Source organism: Rhizorhabdus sp. GW822-FHT03C02 (assembly GCF_058801765.1).
Map to the genome: position 1 here is coordinate 41294 of NZ_JBXANN010000011.1, position 17418 is coordinate 58711.

Annotated in this window: 20 protein-coding genes and 1 tRNA gene; 10 read left to right on the forward strand and 11 right to left on the reverse strand. The window is 68.0% G+C overall.

The window, feature by feature from the left end; genetic code table 11:
- The first annotated feature begins 32 nt into the window (after positions 1 to 32).
- Positions 33 to 728, forward strand: a complete 696-nt coding sequence (locus AC1RM6_RS22825) for an HAD hydrolase-like protein (protein WP_493105476.1) — start codon at positions 33 to 35, stop codon at positions 726 to 728.
- A complete protein-coding gene (locus AC1RM6_RS22830) occupies positions 725 to 1411 on the forward strand; it encodes an ATP12 family chaperone protein (RefSeq protein ID WP_493105478.1) in 687 nt (228 codons plus the stop codon). Before AC1RM6_RS22825 ends, AC1RM6_RS22830 begins: the two co-directional genes overlap by 4 nt.
- A 155-nt stretch (positions 1412 to 1566) precedes the next feature.
- Here AC1RM6_RS22830 and AC1RM6_RS22835 read toward each other — a convergent pair whose 3' ends face one another.
- Positions 1567 to 2130, reverse strand: a complete 564-nt coding sequence (locus AC1RM6_RS22835; protein ID WP_493105480.1) for a hypothetical protein — start codon at positions 2128 to 2130, stop codon at positions 1567 to 1569.
- A gap of 105 nt (positions 2131 to 2235) precedes the next feature.
- Positions 2236 to 2883 (reverse strand): guanylate kinase, encoded by a 648-nt coding sequence (gene gmk / locus AC1RM6_RS22840; RefSeq protein WP_493105482.1) that lies wholly within the window; start codon positions 2881 to 2883, stop codon positions 2236 to 2238.
- A 57-nt stretch (positions 2884 to 2940) separates the two neighbouring features.
- On the opposite strand from gmk, the gene AC1RM6_RS22845 reads away from it, so the two are divergent.
- A complete protein-coding gene (locus AC1RM6_RS22845; RefSeq protein WP_493105484.1) occupies positions 2941 to 3474 on the forward strand; it encodes a DUF1697 domain-containing protein in 534 nt (177 codons plus the stop codon).
- 127 nt (positions 3475 to 3601) lie between these two features.
- Here AC1RM6_RS22845 and egtB read toward each other — a convergent pair whose 3' ends face one another.
- Both egtB and egtD read right to left on the reverse strand, forming a co-directional pair.
- Complete coding sequence (egtB, locus tag AC1RM6_RS22850) at positions 3602 to 4801, reverse strand: ergothioneine biosynthesis protein EgtB (protein WP_493105486.1); 1200 nt, start codon at positions 4799 to 4801, stop codon at positions 3602 to 3604.
- On the reverse strand, positions 4798 to 5751 hold the full coding sequence (gene egtD, locus AC1RM6_RS22855) for an L-histidine N(alpha)-methyltransferase (RefSeq protein WP_493105488.1): 954 nt from the start codon (positions 5749 to 5751) through the stop codon (positions 4798 to 4800). Before egtD ends, egtB begins: the two co-directional genes overlap by 4 nt.
- Positions 5752 to 5959: 208 nt before the next feature.
- On the opposite strand from egtD, the gene AC1RM6_RS22860 reads away from it, so the two are divergent.
- Together AC1RM6_RS22860 and AC1RM6_RS22865 are read left to right on the forward strand one after the other, a co-directional pair.
- A complete protein-coding gene (locus tag AC1RM6_RS22860; RefSeq protein WP_493105490.1) occupies positions 5960 to 6742 on the forward strand; it encodes an ATP-binding cassette domain-containing protein in 783 nt (260 codons plus the stop codon).
- Positions 6739 to 8292, forward strand: coding sequence for an ABC transporter permease/substrate-binding protein (locus AC1RM6_RS22865; RefSeq protein ID WP_493105492.1), 1554 nt, complete (start codon positions 6739 to 6741; stop codon positions 8290 to 8292). The genes AC1RM6_RS22860 and AC1RM6_RS22865 overlap by 4 nt, the downstream gene beginning before the upstream one ends.
- Here the strand turns inward: AC1RM6_RS22865 and AC1RM6_RS22870 are convergent.
- Together AC1RM6_RS22870 and pal are read right to left on the reverse strand one after the other, a co-directional pair.
- Positions 8242 to 9378, reverse strand: a complete 1137-nt coding sequence (locus AC1RM6_RS22870) for an acyltransferase family protein (protein ID WP_493105494.1) — start codon at positions 9376 to 9378, stop codon at positions 8242 to 8244. The genes AC1RM6_RS22865 and AC1RM6_RS22870 overlap by 51 nt on opposite strands.
- A 49-nt stretch (positions 9379 to 9427) precedes the next feature.
- Positions 9428 to 9922 (reverse strand): peptidoglycan-associated lipoprotein Pal, encoded by a 495-nt coding sequence (pal, locus tag AC1RM6_RS22875; protein WP_493105496.1) that lies wholly within the window; start codon positions 9920 to 9922, stop codon positions 9428 to 9430.
- Between the two features lie 174 nt (positions 9923 to 10096).
- Here pal and AC1RM6_RS22880 point away from each other — a divergent pair, with 174 nt between their 5' ends.
- The 4 genes from AC1RM6_RS22880 to AC1RM6_RS22895 are packed head-to-tail and all read left to right on the forward strand — an operon-like array spanning position 10097 to position 14289.
- The gene (locus AC1RM6_RS22880; protein ID WP_493105498.1) at positions 10097 to 11620 is read left to right on the forward strand and encodes a sensor histidine kinase; all 1524 of its coding nucleotides are present in this window, start codon (positions 10097 to 10099) and stop codon (positions 11618 to 11620) included.
- Positions 11617 to 12300 (forward strand): response regulator transcription factor, encoded by a 684-nt coding sequence (locus AC1RM6_RS22885; RefSeq protein WP_493105500.1) that lies wholly within the window; start codon positions 11617 to 11619, stop codon positions 12298 to 12300. Before AC1RM6_RS22880 ends, AC1RM6_RS22885 begins: the two co-directional genes overlap by 4 nt.
- Positions 12301 to 12328: 28 nt before the next feature.
- Complete coding sequence (locus AC1RM6_RS22890) at positions 12329 to 12655, forward strand: hypothetical protein (protein WP_493105502.1); 327 nt, start codon at positions 12329 to 12331, stop codon at positions 12653 to 12655.
- On the forward strand, positions 12655 to 14289 hold the full coding sequence (locus AC1RM6_RS22895) for a Na+/H+ antiporter (protein WP_493105504.1): 1635 nt from the start codon (positions 12655 to 12657) through the stop codon (positions 14287 to 14289). Before AC1RM6_RS22890 ends, AC1RM6_RS22895 begins: the two co-directional genes overlap by 1 nt.
- A 105-nt stretch (positions 14290 to 14394) precedes the next feature.
- On the opposite strand, the gene AC1RM6_RS22900 is transcribed toward AC1RM6_RS22895, so the two are convergent.
- Positions 14395 to 14670, reverse strand: a complete 276-nt coding sequence (locus AC1RM6_RS22900; RefSeq protein WP_493105506.1) for a hypothetical protein — start codon at positions 14668 to 14670, stop codon at positions 14395 to 14397.
- A 286-nt stretch (positions 14671 to 14956) separates the two neighbouring features.
- Positions 14957 to 15033, reverse strand: a tRNA-Arg gene (locus AC1RM6_RS22905).
- Positions 15034 to 15151: 118 nt separating this feature from the next.
- Here AC1RM6_RS22905 and AC1RM6_RS22910 point away from each other — a divergent pair.
- Positions 15152 to 15904 (forward strand): queuosine precursor transporter, encoded by a 753-nt coding sequence (locus AC1RM6_RS22910; RefSeq protein WP_493105508.1) that lies wholly within the window; start codon positions 15152 to 15154, stop codon positions 15902 to 15904.
- A gap of 103 nt (positions 15905 to 16007) precedes the next feature.
- On the opposite strand, the gene AC1RM6_RS22915 is transcribed toward AC1RM6_RS22910, so the two are convergent.
- The 3 genes from AC1RM6_RS22915 to purQ are packed head-to-tail and all read right to left on the reverse strand — an operon-like array spanning position 16008 to position 17418.
- Positions 16008 to 16340, reverse strand: coding sequence for a YnfA family protein (locus AC1RM6_RS22915; protein WP_493105510.1), 333 nt, complete (start codon positions 16338 to 16340; stop codon positions 16008 to 16010).
- Between the two features lie 2 nt (positions 16341 to 16342).
- Positions 16343 to 16756, reverse strand: coding sequence for a GFA family protein (locus tag AC1RM6_RS22920; RefSeq protein WP_493105773.1), 414 nt, complete (start codon positions 16754 to 16756; stop codon positions 16343 to 16345).
- Positions 16753 to 17418, reverse strand: a complete 666-nt coding sequence (gene purQ, locus AC1RM6_RS22925) for a phosphoribosylformylglycinamidine synthase subunit PurQ (RefSeq protein WP_493105512.1) — start codon at positions 17416 to 17418, stop codon at positions 16753 to 16755. The genes AC1RM6_RS22920 and purQ overlap by 4 nt, the downstream gene beginning before the upstream one ends.

Genomic DNA, 17418 nt, shown 5'->3' on the forward strand with positions numbered 1-17418 from the left:
GTCCGCGCGATCGCCGTGCCAGGGTTAGCGCGATGATCGCCGCCAACCGCCTCGCGATCTTCGACTGCGACGGCACGCTGGTCGACAGCCAGGCCAATATCTGCCGGGCGATGGCCGATGCGTTCGACGGCGCCGGCCTGACCCCGCCCGGCGACAATGCGACCCGGCGGGTGGTCGGGCTCAGCCTGGTCGAGGCGATGCGCGCGCTGCTGCCCGACGCCGATCATGGCCTGCATGTCGATCTGGGCGAGCGCTACAAGCGCGCCTTCCAGCAGCATCGCGGCGCGGGGCTGATCGAGGAGCCGCTGTTCCCGGGGATCGTCGAGACGCTGGCGGCGCTCGACGCCGATGGCTGGCTGCTCGCGGTGGCGACCGGCAAGTCCGATCGCGGGCTCGAGCTCTGTCTCGCGCATCATGGCATTCGCGGACTGTTCGTCTCGCTGCAGACCGCCGACCGCCACCCGTCGAAGCCGCATCCGTCGATGGCGCTGCAGGCGATCGCCGAGGCCGGGGCATCGCCCGAGACCAGCGTGATGATCGGCGACACCAGCTTCGACATCGGCATGGGGATCGCCGCCGGCTGCCCGACGATCGGGGTCGCCTGGGGCTATCACGCGCCCGAAGAACTGTTCGGCGAGGGCGCTGACTTCGTCGCCGACCGCCCCGACCAGCTCCCGGCGATCTGCACGCTCGCGATCGGGGTGCGTGCGGCCGGAGGCGCGGCGTGAAGCGTTTCTACAAGGTGGTGAAGGTCGGCGACGACCTGTCGATCAGCCTCGACGGGCGGGCGGTGAAGACCCCGGGCCGCGCGCCGCTGGTCCTGCCGACCTCGGCGCTCGCGCACAGCGTCGCCGCCGAATGGGATGCGCAGGGCGACGAGATCGACCCGCGGTCGATGCCGCTGACGGGCCTGTCCAACGCCGCGATCGACAAGGTTGCGAGCGACCGTGCGACCTTCGTGCGCGACGTCGCCGGCTATGGCGAGACCGACCTGCTCTGCTATCGCGCGACCTCGCCCGATCCGCTGATCGAACGCCAGCTGGCGACCTGGGATCCGCTGCTCGACTGGGCGCGCAACCGCTACGGGGTCGACTTCGTCACCGTGTCGGGGGTGATGCATCAGCCGCAGCCGCCGGCGACGATCGCGCGGCTGGCCGAGGCGGTTGACGGGTTCGAACATTTCCGGCTGGTCGCGCTCCAGCAACTCGTGACGATATCGGGCTCGCTGGTGATCGGCCTCGCGCTCGCCGAGGGCCATATCGATGCGCGCGCGGCGTTCGATGCGGCGCATCTCGACGAGCTGTGGCAGGCCGAGCTGTGGGGCGAGGACTGGATGGCGACCGACATGCGCGACGCCCGGCGCAAGGATTTCGAAAGTGCGGCGCGGTTTCTGGGGTTGTTGGTGGAGTAGGCCGGCGAGGCTGGGTGCGACCGAAAGCCCTCTCCCACTTCTTGGGAGAGGGTTGGGAGAGGGTTCTTCTTCTTTAAATACAGCGCCCAGCCGACCGTTGGTTCCCTCTCCCAACCCTCTCCCAAAATGGGAGAGGGCTTAGAAAAAGGCGGAATTCACCGAAACGCCCCGCCTTTAGGCAGGAACCAGCGCGCGATGATCAGGCCGCAGACCGACAGGCCGATCAGGTCGCTGGCGAACAGATAGACCCAGTAGCCCCAGCCATAATGGTTGAAGATCGGCTGGCCGAGCTCGGTGTAGACGGTGATCGCCAAAGTGAAGAGCAGGACGATCGCGGCGCGGCTCCCGAAGTCGAGCACCCGCGACCCGATCACGCCGAGCGCGAGCGCGATCAGGACGCCGGTGAGGACCGCGAGGCCGAAGCCGGTCGCGAGCGCGCCGGTGTCGGCGAGCGCGAAGCCGCCGGTGTTGAAATGGATCGTCGCGATCGGGCCGCGGCCATAGAGCACCGAACCGGCGGCGGTGTTGGTTGCCGGGACCAGATAGGTGCCGGTGCCGCCGGTCGTCAGATTCTGCGCGAGCGCGGCCTGCAGCGCGGTCGAGGGCGCTTCCTCGAGCCGGTTGAAGGCGAGCAGGCTGAGCGGGGTCCCCCAGAACAGGAAGCCGACCAGATAGAGCGCGATGCCGCCCAGCACCCCGCCGAGCAAAGTCTTCGCCATGCGGTTTCTCCCCTATGATCAAGCGCGGGAGCTTGCGACGATCGGGGGCGATGGGCAATCCCCGTGCGGCGGAGCGTCGCGCGGGCAGGACTGCCGGGCAGGATATTATTTGACGTCGAGCTTGCGGATGAAGCCGATCAGCCCGGCCTGGCGGCTGCGCTTGAGCCGTTCGGCCTCGAGGATATGCTTCACCTGGTTGAAGCAGGTGTCGATATCCTCGTTGACCAGCACATAGTCATAGCCGTCCCAATGGCTGACCTCGGCGAAGGCGCGCTGCATGCGGCCGGTGATCACCTCGTCGCTGTCGGTCGCGCGGGCGCGCAGCCGGCGTTCGAGTTCGCGCATCGACGGCGGCAGGATGAAGACGCGGACGACGTCGCCGCCACGCATCTGAAAGAGCTGCTGCGCGCCCTGCCAGTCGATGTCGAACAGCACGTCGTCGCCATTGGCGAGCATCGCGTCGATCGGCGCCGCGGGCGAACCATAACGATGGTTGAAGACATGCGCCCATTCGAGGAATTCATTGTCGTCGACCATCGTGCGGAAATGCTCGAGATCGACGAAGTGATAATCCTTGCCGTCGACCTCGCCCGGACGCGGTTCGCGGGTGGTCGCGGAGACCGACATCTGGAGATGGGGATCGGATTCGAGCAGGCGGCGGGCGATCGTGGATTTGCCGGCGCCCGAGGGCGAGGACAGGACAAACAACACGCCGCGTCGCTTGAGACGCTGCTCCAGAGATTTATCGGCCATGGCGGCTCTTGCGCCGGGGAGCCCCCTCGCGTCAATGTCCGCAGGCATGGAGGGCCGATGGAAAAGATGATCCTGTTGCTGAGAGGCATCAATGTCGGCGGCAAGAACCGGCTGCCGATGGCGGAATTGCGCGATGCCTGCCGTGAAGCCGGGCTCGAAGACATCGAAACCTATATCCAGAGCGGCAACCTCGTCTTCTCGGCGAAGAGCCCGGCCGCGGCCGAAGCGGCGGTCGAGGCGGTCATCGCCCAGCGATTCGGAATGACGATCGGCGCGATCGCGCGGTCGGCGACGATCTGGGCGGGCTATGCGCGGAAGACCCCCTTCGCCGACGCCGACGAACGCGGCAACATCGTCCATCTCGGCCTGTCGAAGCAACCGCCGAGCCCGGATATCGTCGACCGACTGATGGAACGCGCGGTGCGCGGCGAGACGGTCGTGATCGAAGGTGACGCGATCTGGATCGATTTCAACGCGGGCGTCGCCGACACCAAGCTGACCCCGGCGTTCATCGACAAGGTGGTGGGCTCGACCGTGACGATGCGCAACTGGCGGACGGTGCGCAAGCTTGCGGAGATGGCGGGGGTATAGAATCTAGAGCATGTCCTGATCAGATTAATCAGAACACACTCTAAATTGTCTTTGTTTGTCGTGATTTCCGAGCCGGCAGATATTCTATCTGCCTCGAAATCACTCTAGCCAGCCCGGTTACGCACCCTCAAGCGTCGCGCGCCAGCCTTACCCCGGAAAACATCCACCGCGACGCGGGCGGAAAGAAATTGCGGTAGGTCGGCCGCGCATGACCTTCCGGCGTCGCCAGGCAGCCGCCGCGCAGCACGAACTGGTTGACCATGAACTTGCCATTATATTCGCCGACCGCGCCCTCGGCGATGCGGAAGCCCGGATAGGCGACATAGGGCGAGGCGGTCCATTGCCAACCGCTGTCGCCCTGCTGGCGCAGCCCGCCATGGCCGGCGGCGACCTCCCATTCGGCCTCGGTCGGCAGCCGGCAGCCGCGCCAGTGCGCGAAGGCGTCGGCCTCATAATAGCTCAGATGCAGCACCGGCTCCGCCGGATCGACCGCGACGCGTCCGCGCAGCGAGAAGCGCGTCCAGCCATCCCCCTCGCGCCGCCAGTAGAGCGGTGCGCGCCACCCCTCGGCCTGCGCGGTCGCCCAGCCGTCGGACAGCCAATATTCGGGCCGGTCATAGCCGCCATCGTCGATGAACGTGCTATACTCGCCCGCATTGACCAGCCGGTCGGCGATCGCGAACGGCTCGATCCAGACGCGATGCTGCGGCAGCTCGTTGTCGAAGGCGAAACCGCCACCCGCATGGCCCATCGTGTAGAGCCCGCCGGGTTGCTCGATCCACGCCTCGGCACCATCGATCCCGATCGCAGCCGGCGCATCGGCGGCATAGACCGGGTCGCCGGGGTTGCGCGAGAAGCCGTGCTGGATGTCCATCAGCATCAGCTCCTGATGCTGCTGCTCATGCTGGAGTCCGAGCTCGATCAGTTCGGCATGGGCGTCGCCCTGCGCGTCGATCAGCGCGCGCATCGCCGCGTCGACATGGCGGCGATAGGCGCGGACCTCGTCGAGCGTCGGCCGCGACAGCAGCCCGCGTTCGGGGCGCGGATGGCGCTCGCCGACCCCGACATAATAGCTGTTGAACAGCACCGCATAGGACGGGTCGATCGGCCGATAGCCTGGCAGATGCGGGACCAGCAGGAAGGTCTCGAAGAACCAGCTGACATGGGCCAGATGCCATTTGATCGGGCTGGCGTCGGGCATCGACTGGATCTGGCAATCCTCGGCCGACAGCGGCGCGGCGAGCGCCTCGGTCCGCCCGCGCACCATCCGGAAGCGCGCCGCGATATCGGTTTCGCCGGCGATCGCCGCGATCGGCGCGCTGCTCATGGTTCGATCATGTCGCCGTTCGCCGCCCAGACATGGACCCCGAACATCTGCGCCTCGTCGAACCAGCTGGCCTGCGGCTCCCACCCGGCGGCGCGGGCGAGCAGCCGCGCCTCCTCCGGGGTGTATTTATAGCTGTTCTCGGTGTGGATGCTCTCGCCCTCGGCCATCGCGAAGCTCTGGCCGGCGGCATGGAAGCGGACGTCGCGGGTCGCGAACAGATGCATCTCGATCCGGCCGAGCCGATCGTTCCAGATCGCCTTGTGGACGAACCCATCGACCGGGACCGTGCCGCCGAGCTCGCGGTTGATCCGGTGGAGCAGGTTGAGGTTGAACGCCGCCGTCACCCCCGCCGCGTCGTTATAGGCCGCCTCCAGCACCGCCTGGTCCTTGCGGGTGTCGAGCCCGATGATCAGCCGGGCGCCGCCGCCCAGCGTCTCGCGGAACGACCGCAGCAGGTCGACCGCGGCGGCGTGCGGGAAATTGCCGAGCGTCGATCCGGGGAAGAAGCCGACCAGCGGCCGCGGCAGCACCGGCAGCCGGAGTGGCGCGGTGAAGTCGCCCGCGACCGGTTCCACCCGGATCTGCCGATAGGCGCGCGCGAGCACGTCCGCCGAGGCGTGGAGGAAATCGTCCGAAATATCGATCGGCACATAGACCGGCGGTTTCAGCGCCTCGAGCAGCAACGGGGTCTTGGTCGAGGATCCCGATCCGAACTCGATCAGCGCGCGGCCGACCCCGGCGAGTTCGGCGATCGCGCCGGCATGATGCTGGAGCAGCCCGGTCTCGACCCGCGTCGGATAATATTCGGGGAGACGGGTGATCTCCTCGAACAGTTCGGATCCGGCTTGATCGTAGAAGAAACGGGCGGGTATCGATTTTTTCGACTGGGCCAGTCCGGCGAGCACCGCCATGGCGAAATCGTCGAGTGCATCGGCAAATACATGGGCCATCCGGTAATTGCTCCCCCGCTTCAGCGGCCTAAAACGCACGGGACCGGGACTCGTTGCCAGCCACGGGGGAAAATGGGCGCGGCCCTGCCGTTCGGCAAGACATACCATCGGTTATATCACCCGTCCGAAGGTTTCCCCGAAGCGGGTTGAAGCCACCCCCGGCTTCTGCCACCGTCGCGGTTCCGCCGTCCCGGCCAAGGAACGCGCCATGGCCGCCGAGCCGATGATCGTCTTCGACAAAGTCGCCAAGTCGTTCGAAAACGGCCGGACCCATGCGGTGCGCGAGGTCTCGCTCGCGATCGCTCGCGGCAGTTTCGTCGCGCTGGTCGGCCAGTCGGGATCGGGCAAGACCACCCTGCTCAAGGCGATCAACCGGCTGGTCGAGGTCGACGGCGAGGTGCTCGTCGACGGGCGGTCGGTGCGGGCCGCCGAGCCCGCCGAACTGCGCCGGCGGATCGGCTATGTCTTCCAGGGGACCGGGCTGTTCCCCCACATGCGCGTCGCCGAGAATATCGGCCTGGTCCCCCGCCTGCTCGGCTGGGAGGCGGCGCGGATCGCCGCGCGCACCGCCGAGCTGCTCGATCTGGTCGATCTGCCGCGCGACCATGGCGATCGCTTTCCCGATGCCCTGTCGGGGGGCCAGCGCCAGCGGGTCGGGGTCGCCCGCGCGCTCGCCGCCGGCCCCGCGATCATGCTGATGGACGAGCCGTTCGGCGCGCTCGACCCGGTCACCCGCGACAGCCTCGCCACCGCCTATCGCGCGCTTCACGACCGATTGGGTCTGACCACGATCATGGTCACCCACGACATCCAGGAGGCGGTGCTGATCGCCGACCGCATCCTGGTGATGGCGGCGGGCCAGATCGTCGCCGACGGCGCGCCCGCCGATCTGATCGCCGGCCATCCCGATCCGCGGGTGACCGCGCTGATGGAGGTGCCGCGCCGCCAGGCCGATCGCATCCAGGCGCTGGTCGCGGGAGCCGCGCGATGAACCCGCAGGTCGCCGCCGCCTGGGCGCTGCTCCCCGATTATCTCGGCCAGCATGTCCTGTTGAGCGCCGCGGCTCTCGGCCTCGGCATCGCCATCGGCCTGCCGCTGGTGCTGCTCGGGGTGCGCCGGCCGCGGCTGCGCTGGCCGCTGCTCGCGGTCGCCGGGCTCGTCCAGACGATCCCCGGGCTCGCCCTGCTCGCGCTTTTCTATCCGCTGCTGCTCGGCCTGTCGGCGCTGACCGCGCGGGCGTTCGGCTTCGGGGTCCAGGCGCTCGGCTTCCTGCCGTCGCTGCTTGCGCTCACCCTCTATTCGATGCTGCCGATCCTGCGCAACGGCATCACCGGTTTCACCGGGCTCGACCCCGCTCTGATCGAGGCCGCCGACGGCATCGGCATGACCGCCCGGCAGAAATTGCTGCTCGTCGAGCTACCGCTCGCCGCCCCGGTGCTGATGGCGGGCATCCGCACCGCCGCGGTCTGGACGATCGGTGCGGCGACCCTGTCGACCCCCGTCGGGCAGACCAGTCTCGGCAATTACATCTTCTCGGGCCTGCAGACCGAGAATTGGGTGTTCGTGCTGTTCGGCTGCGCGGCGTCGGCGCTGCTCGCCTTCGTCGTCGACCTGCTGCTCGGCCTGATCGAGACCGCCGCCCGGCTGCGCGATCCGCGCCGGCTGGCGGTCGGGCTCGCCGTGCTGCTCGCCGGCACCGTGCTCGCCGCTGCGCCCTTGCTGGTGGTCTCGTCTTCGCCAAATTATGTAGTTGGCGCTAAAAATTTCAGCGAGCAGTTCATCCTCGCCGAGATGATGCAGGCGCGGATCGAGCGCGAGGGGGCGCGGGTCGCGCGGCGCGACGGGCTCGGCTCGGCGATCGCCTTCCGCGCGCTCGCCGCCGGCGACGTCGATGCCTATGTCGATTATTCGGGAACGCTGTGGGCCAATGTCCTCGGCCGCCGCGACCATCCGCCCCGCGCGCAGATGCTCGCGATCCTCGGCCGCGAGCTCAAGGCGCGCTACGGCGTGACCGTGCTCGGGCCGCTCGGATTCGAAAATGCCTATGCGCTGGCGATGACCCGGAAATCCGCCACGGACCTGGGGATCCAAACCCTCGACGATCTCGCCAAGGTCGCGCCGCGCCTGCGTTTCGGCGCCGACCTCGAATTTCTCGATCGCCCGGAATATGCCGGAATCCGCGCCTCCTACGGCCTCGCCTTCCGCTCGCTCAGATCCTACAATCCGACCTTCATGTACCGCGCGCTCGCCGGCGGCGACGTCGACGTCATCTCGGCCTTTTCGAGCGACGGCCGGATCGCCGCCCAGCATCTCGTCATCCTCGCCGACCCGCGCCACGCGGTGCCCGGCTATGACGCGCTGATCCTGCTGTCGCCGAAACGTGGGAATGACCCGCTGCTGCGCCGCGCGCTCACCCCGATGCTCGGCCGGATCGCGGTCGCGCGGATGCAGGAGGCGAACCTGCTCGTCGACCGCGACGCTGACAAGCGCTCACCCGCCGAGGCGGCGCGGTCGCTGGCGGCGGCGGTCGGGCTGCGCTGAGCGGGCGATGCCGAGCAGCGGCGCCAGCCCCGGCACCCGCCGAGCGATTTCATAGCTCGTCAGGCAGCCGAGCGCGGTCGCGGCGACGAGCAGCAGCGCCTCGGCGAGCACCGGCAGGTCGCGCGCGTCGAGCCACCAGGCGGCGAGGACGATGATCGTCTGGTGGGTCAGGTAGAAGGGGAAGATCCCGCCACGCAGATAGCGCAGCGCCGGCCCGTCGGCGGCGCGCAGGTGGCGGTGGCCGAAGCCGAGGATCGCGGCGATCGTCGTCCACTGGTTGATCGCGAAAGCGGCCATGATCGGGATCGCCCGCGCATGCTGGGGCGGCGGCAGCGTCGCGTCGATCATCAGCGGGACGACGCTGGCGACCGCGGCGGCGAGCGCGATCCAGCGCAGCCGGACCAGATCGGCCCAGATCGCACGGCTGTCGACGATCAGATAGCCGAGCAGGAACAGCGCGAGCGAACTCGCATGATTATACCAGTCGTTGCCCAGCCGGTTGGTGATGCCGAACGCCGGGAACAGCGCGATCCGTACCGCGGCGAGATAGAGGCAGGGCAGCAGGATCAGCCCGCCGCCGCGCAGGCCGGTCTCGAGCATCGCCCGCAGCCGCGGCGCGACCGGCACGATCGCCATCGCTGCGAAGCCATAAGCCCAGATGTAGAGGATGAACCAGAGATGGTTGAGCGGCACGTCGATCCGCGGCCGGCCACCGGGCAGGAAATAGCCCGAGAGGAAGCTCGCATAGTCCGCGGTCTCGCCGAACTTGGCGACCGCCTCGGCATAGGCCTGCGGCGGGACCAGGACGATCGCGCCGAATATCATCGGCACCAGCAGGCGCCGCGACCGGTCGACGAGCAGCGCGGCCGGCGTCCGTCGGCGCATCAGCGCGATGGCCGCGCCCGACACGAAGAACAGCAGCCCCAGCCGCCAGGGATTGGACATCACCAGCGCGCTGGCGATCCAGCGCTGCGGGTGGCGGCTGTTGAGGTGCCAGTCCCACGGCCCGAAGAACAGGGCGATATGATAGAGGATCAGCAGCGCGAACGCGCCGATCCGGATCCAGTCGAGGTCGGCGCGTCGCAAGCCGGGCTCGCAGGCTATGAGGGGGACTGCGAGCCCGGCGATCGCGCGATCAGCGGCCCGTGTCGACGACGACCGAGACCGCCCGGCGATTCTGGGCATAGGCGACATCGTCCGACCCGGTCACCTCAGGCCGCTCCTTGCCGTAGGACAGGCTGCGCAGCCGATCGGGCGAGATGCCGTTGGCGCTCATGAAGCTGGCGACCGCGTTGGCGCGACGGTCGCCCAGCGCGAGATTATATTCGCGGGTGCCGCGCTCGTCGCAATGGCCTTCGATCGTGAAGCCGACCTGCGGGTGCGCCTTCAGCCAGGCGACCTGACGGGCCAGCACCGCCTCGGCCTCGGCCGACAGGCTGTACGAATCGAGCGCGAACAGCACGCGGTCGGCGCCCGCGGCGGCGATCAGGTCGGCTTGCGACAGCCCGCTGCTCCGGACCGGCGGTTCCTCGGCCGCGGGCGGCGCGTAGATCGAGCTGGCGGCCGGATCGCTCGCCGCCGACACCGGCGGGGTCTTCTTCGCGCAGCCGGAAATGGCCAGAGCAGCCATGGCCACACCAATGATCAAATATTGCTTCATAAATCCCCCCAAAAACGATGAGGCGGGATGTACGCGGCTGGCGCCGGGGGTGTTACTATAGGATTTATATGCATGGACCCCCTGTTCGCGGCTTCCTAGCCCGACTTTGCCGAGGCGCGATCGGCACGATGTGGAACCGAGATGATGGCTGAGACAGCGGGCAGCGAGGTGCCCACCGCGTTCCCGCTGGGACGGGCGCTCAAGCTCCATCTCGACCTGCGCGACCTCGTGACGACCGCGCTGATCGTCGCGGTCACCGCCTTCGCGGCGTTCGCGGCCAAGCCCGATCTCGGCGAGGTCGCCGCGGCGCTGATCTTCATGCTCGGGATCAGCCTGGCGGGGGCGTTCGGCGGGCTGGCAGCGGCGCTGCTCGCGGCGCTGGTCGCCTTCTTCCTCTATAATTTCTACCTGACCGAGCCGGTGCTGACCTTTCGGCTCGCGACCGGCAGCGACATCGCGCCGCTGGTCGTGTTCAACCTGTGCGCGCTGGTCGCCGGCATGCTCGCGGGCCTGCTCAAGGACCGCGCCCAGGCCGCGCACCGCAGCAACATGCTGCTTGCGGGGCTGCTCGAGGCGAGCCGCTCGCTGCAGTCGGCGGTGCGGATCGAGGATGTCGCCGATTCGCTCCACCGCGGGGTCAAACCGCGGCTGCCCGGCCGGCTCGCTTTGTTCGGCCTGCGCGACGAGGCGCTGTTCCCGATCTATCCGCCGGCTCCCGGCGCGGCATGGCGCATCTTCGCCGAGCAGGCGCTCGCCGCCGATGCCGCGTCGATCGCCGACGGGCCGCTCGCGGGCTACAAGCTGGTCGGCGGCGGCGGCCCGGTGGGGGTGCTGCTGATCGAGGAAAGCGCGGCGCAGCGGCTCGAACCCGCCTTCGTCGCCGCGCTTAACAGCCTCGTCGCACTCGCGCTCGAACGCGCGATCCTGTCGGCGCGGATCGCCGAGACCAGTGCGCTGGCGCGCACCGAGGAGCTCAAGACCGCGTTGTTGTCGTCGGTCAGCCATGATTTCCGGACCCCGCTGACGACGATCGCGGCCTCGGCTTCGAGCCTGATCAGCTATCGCGAGCAACTCGGCCCCGCCACGTCCGAACGGTTGCTGCAGGGCATCGTCGAGGAATGCGACCGGCTCAACCGCTACACCGCCAACCTGCTCGAAATGAGCCGGATCGAGGCGGGGCAGGCGGCGGCGCGCGGCCAGATGCTCGACGTCGCCGAGATGCTGGGCTCGGTGATCGCGCGGGTGCGTCCGCGGGCCGGGGCCCGCACGATCCGGCGCGATTATGGCGGCGAGGCGCTGCTGATCCGGGCCGACGCTGCGCTGTTCGAACTGGCGCTGGTCAACGTCCTCGACAATGCCGTCACCCATGGCGAGGACGGCACCCTGATCGAGATATCGAGCCGCGCCGCGCAGGGCGGATGCGAGATCGTCATCGCCGACGAGGGCTGTGGCATCCCGCCCGAGGATCTCGAACGGGTGTTCGAGCGCTTCTACCGCGTGGTCCGGGCCGAGGCCGCGCCGCGCGGCACCGGTCTGGGCCTTGCGATCGCACGCGGCTTCGTCGAGGCGATTGGCGGGCATATCGCGGCGGCGTCTCCCGGGATCGGCGATCGGGGCACGCGCATCACCATCTGGCTGCCGCTCGCCGATCTGGAGGACCGAATTTGACCGCGCATGTGCTTCTGGTCGACGACGAGCCCGCGCTGGCCGCGGTGCTCGAGCCGGTGCTCGGCGCGGCGGGTTACCGCGTCACCATCGCCACCGACGCGCGAAGTGCGATCCGCCTCGCCCGCGAGATCGAACCCGATATCGTCCTGCTCGACCTCGGCCTGCCCGATCTCGACGGCAAAGAGGTGATCCAGCAGATCCGCAACCGCAGCGACGTGCCGATCATCGTCATTTCGGCGCGGCACCAGGAGGGCGAGAAGATCGCGGCGCTCGACGAGGGCGCCGACGATTATGTCAACAAGCCGTTCGAGATCGGCGAACTGCTCGCGCGGATCCGGGTGTCCGAGCGCCGGCGCACGCGCGCCTTCGCCAACGCCACCACCTATGCCGCCGGCGGGCTGACGGTCGATTTCCCGAGCCGCCGGGTGAGTCTCGGCGACGAGCCGGTGCGGCTGTCGCCGAAGGAATATGACCTGCTGCAACTGCTCGCGCAGTATGCCGGCCAGGTCGTCACCCACAAGCGGCTGCTCGCCGCCGGCTGGGGACCGGGGGCTACCGACACCCAATATCTGCGGGTCTATATCGGGCTGCTGCGGCAGAAGATCGAGGAGGATCCGTCCGATCCGAAACTGCTGCTGACCGAGCCCGGGGTGGGCTATCGTCTCGTGTCGCCCGACTGACCCGCCGGTCACTATAGAATTTATATGCATGGAAGGATGGGGGCCGCCTTCCTACCTCTGGCGCCGTCACCCGGCCCGGTCATCGAGGAGAAGCAGGATCGCCGAAGAGACCCCAGCGACCGGCGGAGCGGTCGACGCGATCGTCGAGCGGCATCTGACCGAGCTGTTCGGCCGGCTCGATGCCGAGACCGGCGACATCGATCGGCGCAAGCGGCTCCACGCGATCGCGGTCGGCCAGGCGATCGATCTCGCCGCCAACCGCTTCGCCGACAATCCGCATCTGCGCGACACGCTGGGCAGGGCGGCGGCGACTCATGCACCCGGCCACGCGCCGGCTAGCGAGGACCCGGACTGATGGAAACGCTGTCGATCGTCCTCGTCATGCTCGCGGCGGTGGTGGTGAGCGGCGCGCTGTCGCGGATGGTGCCGTTCAACCTGCCGACCCCGCTGATCCAGATCGCGCTCGGTTGCGCGATCGGGCTGGTCGCGCAGATCCGGGTCGACCTCAATCCCGAACTCTTCTTCGTGCTGTTCCTGCCGCCTTTGCTGTTCCTCGACGGCTGGCGGATTCCCAAGGACGAGCTGTTCAAGGATCTGCCGGTGGTGATCGAGCTCGCGCTCGGGCTGGTGATCTTCACCGTGATCGGCGCGGGGCTGTTCATCCACTGGCTGATTCCGGCGATGCCGCTGGCGGTGTCGTTCGCGCTCGCCGCGATCATCTCGCCGACCGATCCGATCGCGGTGTCGGCGATCGCCGCGCGGGTGCCGATCCCGAAGCGGATGATGCACATCCTCGAAGGCGAATCGCTGCTCAACGACGCCTCGGGCCTCGTCTGCTTCCGCTTCGCGGTGGCGGCGGCGCTGACCGGGGCCTTCTCGCTGCACGAGGCCGCGGCGAGCTTCGTCTGGATGGCGGTGGGCGGGCTGGTGATCGGCGCGCTGACGACGATCGCGATCACCCGCGCCAAGGCCTGGGTCACCCGCCGCTATGGCGAGGAGATCGGCTCGCAGATTCTGATCAGCCTGCTGATCCCGTTCATATCCTATCTGGTCGCCGAGCATTTCCATTGCTCGGGCATTCTCGCGGCGGTCGCCGCCGGCGTGACGATGAGCTTCACCGAAATCTCGCGCCAGACCCTCGCCGCGACGCGGATGCGCCGCAATTCGGTGTGGGACACCATCCAGTTCACCGCCAATGGCGCGATCTTCCTGCTACTCGGCGAACAGCTGCCGATGATCCTCGCCAGCGCCGGCGAGACCGTGAAGCTCAGCGGGCATGGCGAGCCGTGGTGGTTGATCGTCTATATCGTCGCGATCAGCCTCGGCCTCGCATCGCTACGCTTTGTGTGGGTGTGGGCGTCGTTCAAGGTGTCGATGCTCCGCAACACCGGCGCGAGCCCGCTCAAAGGGTCCGAGCTGCGGCTGGTCACGGCGATGAGCCTGGCCGGGGTGCGCGGCGCGATCACGCTGGCGGGCGTGCTCACTTTGCCGCTGACCCTGGTCGACGGCACCGCCTTCCCGGCGCGCGATCTGGCGATCCTGATCGCCGCCGGGGTAATCGTGATGTCGCTGGCGGCGGCCAGCATCGGCCTGCCGATCATCCTGCGCGGACTGGTGATGCCATCGGATCCGTCGGCGCTCGCGACCGAGAACAGCGCGCGGGTGGCGCTTGCCGAAGCCGCGATCCGGCGGATCGAAAGCGAACAGCACCGGCTCGCCGAAGGCCGCAACGACGCCGATCTCTATGCCAGCGTCGCCGCCGAGGCGATGGACCTCTATCGCGCGCGGATCGAGAGCCGGGCCCAGGAGGGCGAAGCGGCGGTGGCGATGCGGGTGCGTGACGGGATCGGGCGCGATCTGCGGCTGGCGGCGCTGGCCGCCGAGCGTGACGAACTGTTCAATCTGGCGCGCGATCGGCGAATCGGCAGCGCGCTGGCCACCAAGCTCACCCGCGAGATCGATCTCAATGAGGCTCGGTTGAGGAATTGATCGCCGGTCGCGGGCGTGGCCTGAAGGGCGGGCCTGCGCGATCCGGTTCGAAGATGTCCGCCGGGTCGCGCGTCGGGGCAGACGCGACGACCGGCAGACCGAACGTCAGATTTCGACGTCGCGCAGGTCGACGATCACCGGCTGCTGGACCTCGCCGGCCCGCGCCACGACCTTCTTGCGCGCGGCATGCATGATTTCGGTGCTCGCGCGACCGAAGGCCTCGGCCAGGCTGGCGCCCGGGTTGATCGGCCCCACCAGCACGTCGAGCACGCCACGCGCGACCCGACCGCGATAGGGATTGGCCTGAAACATCCACTGGGGAATGTCGCGCGCAGCCGCGCCGACCGTGAATTCGAACTCGTGAAATTCGGGTTCCATCATCGCTTGCCCCTTCATCGTTCCGACTGCTGCCAGATGCAGCGCACGCAGACTCAGACACAGGTCCGCTGGACCACTAAGCTACGGAAACTTAACTGGTCCTCTCCGAACGATGGGCCTTGTTGCCAAAGCCTCGCTGCTCGATTCATTACCATATCCGGGCCGACCTGTCGCCCTCATTGCCGCAGGATTCGGCCATTTTTGAGACAAATGTAAAAAAAGTTTACGCGTCACGTCGAATTTCGCGCTGAATCAGCGTGCAGGCCTGGGCGGGGATGTCATCGGGGAATGGCGCGCCCGGCAGGATTCGAACCTGCGACATACCGCTTAGAAGGCGGCAACTCTATCCAGCTGAGCTACGGGCGCGTTGGTGCAAGCGCATAAAGCATTTTCCAGCCGGGTGGAAACACCCCGCAGATCGAAAAATGAATCCGGGCAATGGGGCGGATTGCGCGGGAAGGGAACTGCGCTAGGCTGTGGTTCCATGACCGAAACGCCTTCGAACACAGCGCCGCTCGCGCTCGATGCCGCTGCCCTCGCCGGGCGCCCCTTGCGCTATTTCGACTTCGTGATGGCGGCGTTCGTCACCATCCTGTTGCTGTCGAATGTAATCGGCGCGGGCAAGGTCGCGACGATCGATCTGCCGGGGATCGGCGCCTGGCCGTTCGGGGCGGGCATATTGTTCTTCCCGATCGGCTATGTGATCGGCGACGTTCTGACCGAGGTCTATGGCTATGCCCGCGCGCGCCGCTGCATCTGGGCGGGGACCGGCGCGCTGATCTTCATGGCATTCATGAGCTGGGTGGTGGTGTCGCTGCCGCCGGCCGCCGATTGGGGCGGGCAAGCGGCCTATGAACAGGTGTTCGGGCAGGTGCCGCGGATCGTGTTCGCATCGCTCGCCGCCTTCTGGGCCGGCGAATTCGTCAACAGCTTCGTGCTCGCCAAGATGAAGGTCTGGACCGCGGGCAAGCATCTGTGGACCCGCACGATCGGATCGACGATCGCCGGCGAGGGTGTCGACAGCCTGATCTTCTACCCGCTCGCCTTTTTCGGCGCGCAGGGCTGGACCACCGCGCTGGTGCTCAAGGTGCTGGTCACCCAATGGGTGCTCAAGGTCAGCTGGGAGGTGATCCTGACCCCGGTGACCTATATCGTCGTCGGCTTCCTCAAGCGGCGCGAGGGGATCGACATCTTCGACCAGGGCACCGACTTCACGCCGTTCAAGACTGCACTCTGATCTAGAGCATGTCCTGATCGGATTGATCAGAACATGCTCTAAATTGTCTTTGTTTTCCGCATTTTCCGAGCCGTCAGGTGATTCCACCCGACTTGAAAATGCTCTAGCCCCGCGGTGCGAGCAGGATGACGAGGCTGCCGGCGACGCATAAGGCGGCGCCGATGCCGTCCCAGCGATCGGGCCGCACCCCTTCGACCGCCCACATCCAGCCGAGCGACGCGCAGATATAGATTCCGCCATAGGCGGCGAAGGCGCGGCCGGCGGCGGCGCTGTCGATACGGGTGAGGATCCAGGCGAAACCGATCAGCGCGGCGGCACCGGCGACCGCCCAGAGCGGCGACTTGCCGAGCCGCAGCCACGCCCAGAAGGCGAAGCAGCCGCCGATCTCGCACAATGCCGCCCCCGCGAAGATCAGCAGGCCGGCAGCCCCGCCCATCGTCAGGCGACCGGCGGGATCTGCGCCGGATAGCTGGGGATATCGTCGCTGATGCAGGCCCAGTCGGGCGCGGCCGAGGTCCAGATCGTCGCCTGCGGCGCGATCAGATTGGGATCGTCAAGGGTGCCGGCGCGCAGGAAGATCAGATGCGGCCGCGCGAGCGCCTCGCTGGTCAAGGGCGTCCCGCAGGTCGGACAGAAGCCGCGGCGCATCGCATTGCCGCTGTCGGCGACGCCGTCATGATAGCGGATCTCGCCGTCGATCGTCACCTTGTCGGCGGGGAAGCAGACATTGGTGGTCGCGGTGCCGCCGCCCAGATATTGGCATAGCCGGCACCAGCAGCTGCGCGCCGCCAGCGGCTCGGCATCGATCGCGAAGCGGACCGCGCCACACAGGCAGCCCGCCCCGTGCATCAGGCCATCACCTCGACCAGCCCCTCGAACAGGCGGCGACCGTCGCTGCGGCCATGCGCGGCCTCGATCACCCGCTCGGGGTGGGGCATCATGCCGAGCACATTGCCGGCGTCGTTGAGGATGCCGGCGATGCCGCGTGCCGACCCGTTGACGGGCTCGTCATAGCGGAAGGCGACCCGGCCTTCGCCCTCGAGGCGGTTGAGCACCTCCTCGTCGGCGGTGAAATTGCCGTCATGATGCGCGACCGGCACGACGATCTTCTCGCCTTGCTCGTAGCGGCCGGTGAACGCCGACTGGCTGTTCTCGACGGTCAGCGCGACGTCGCGGCACACGAAGCTCAGGCCGGCATTGCGCATCAGCGCGCCGGGCAGCAGGCCCGCCTCGGTCAGGATCTGGAAGCCGTTGCAGATGCCCAGCACCGGCACGCCGCGGCCCGCCGCCTCGACGACCGCGCGCATGATCGGCGACCGTGCCGCCATCGCCCCCGAGCGCAGATAATCGCCATAGGAGAAGCCGCCGGGGACCGCGATCAGGCCGATGCCGTCGGGCAGGGCGGTATCGCGATGCCAGATCATCTCGGGCCGGGTGCCGGTCACGTCGCGGATCGCGACCGCCAGATCGCGATCGCAGTTGGAGCCCGGAAAGACGATGACCGCGCTCTTCAT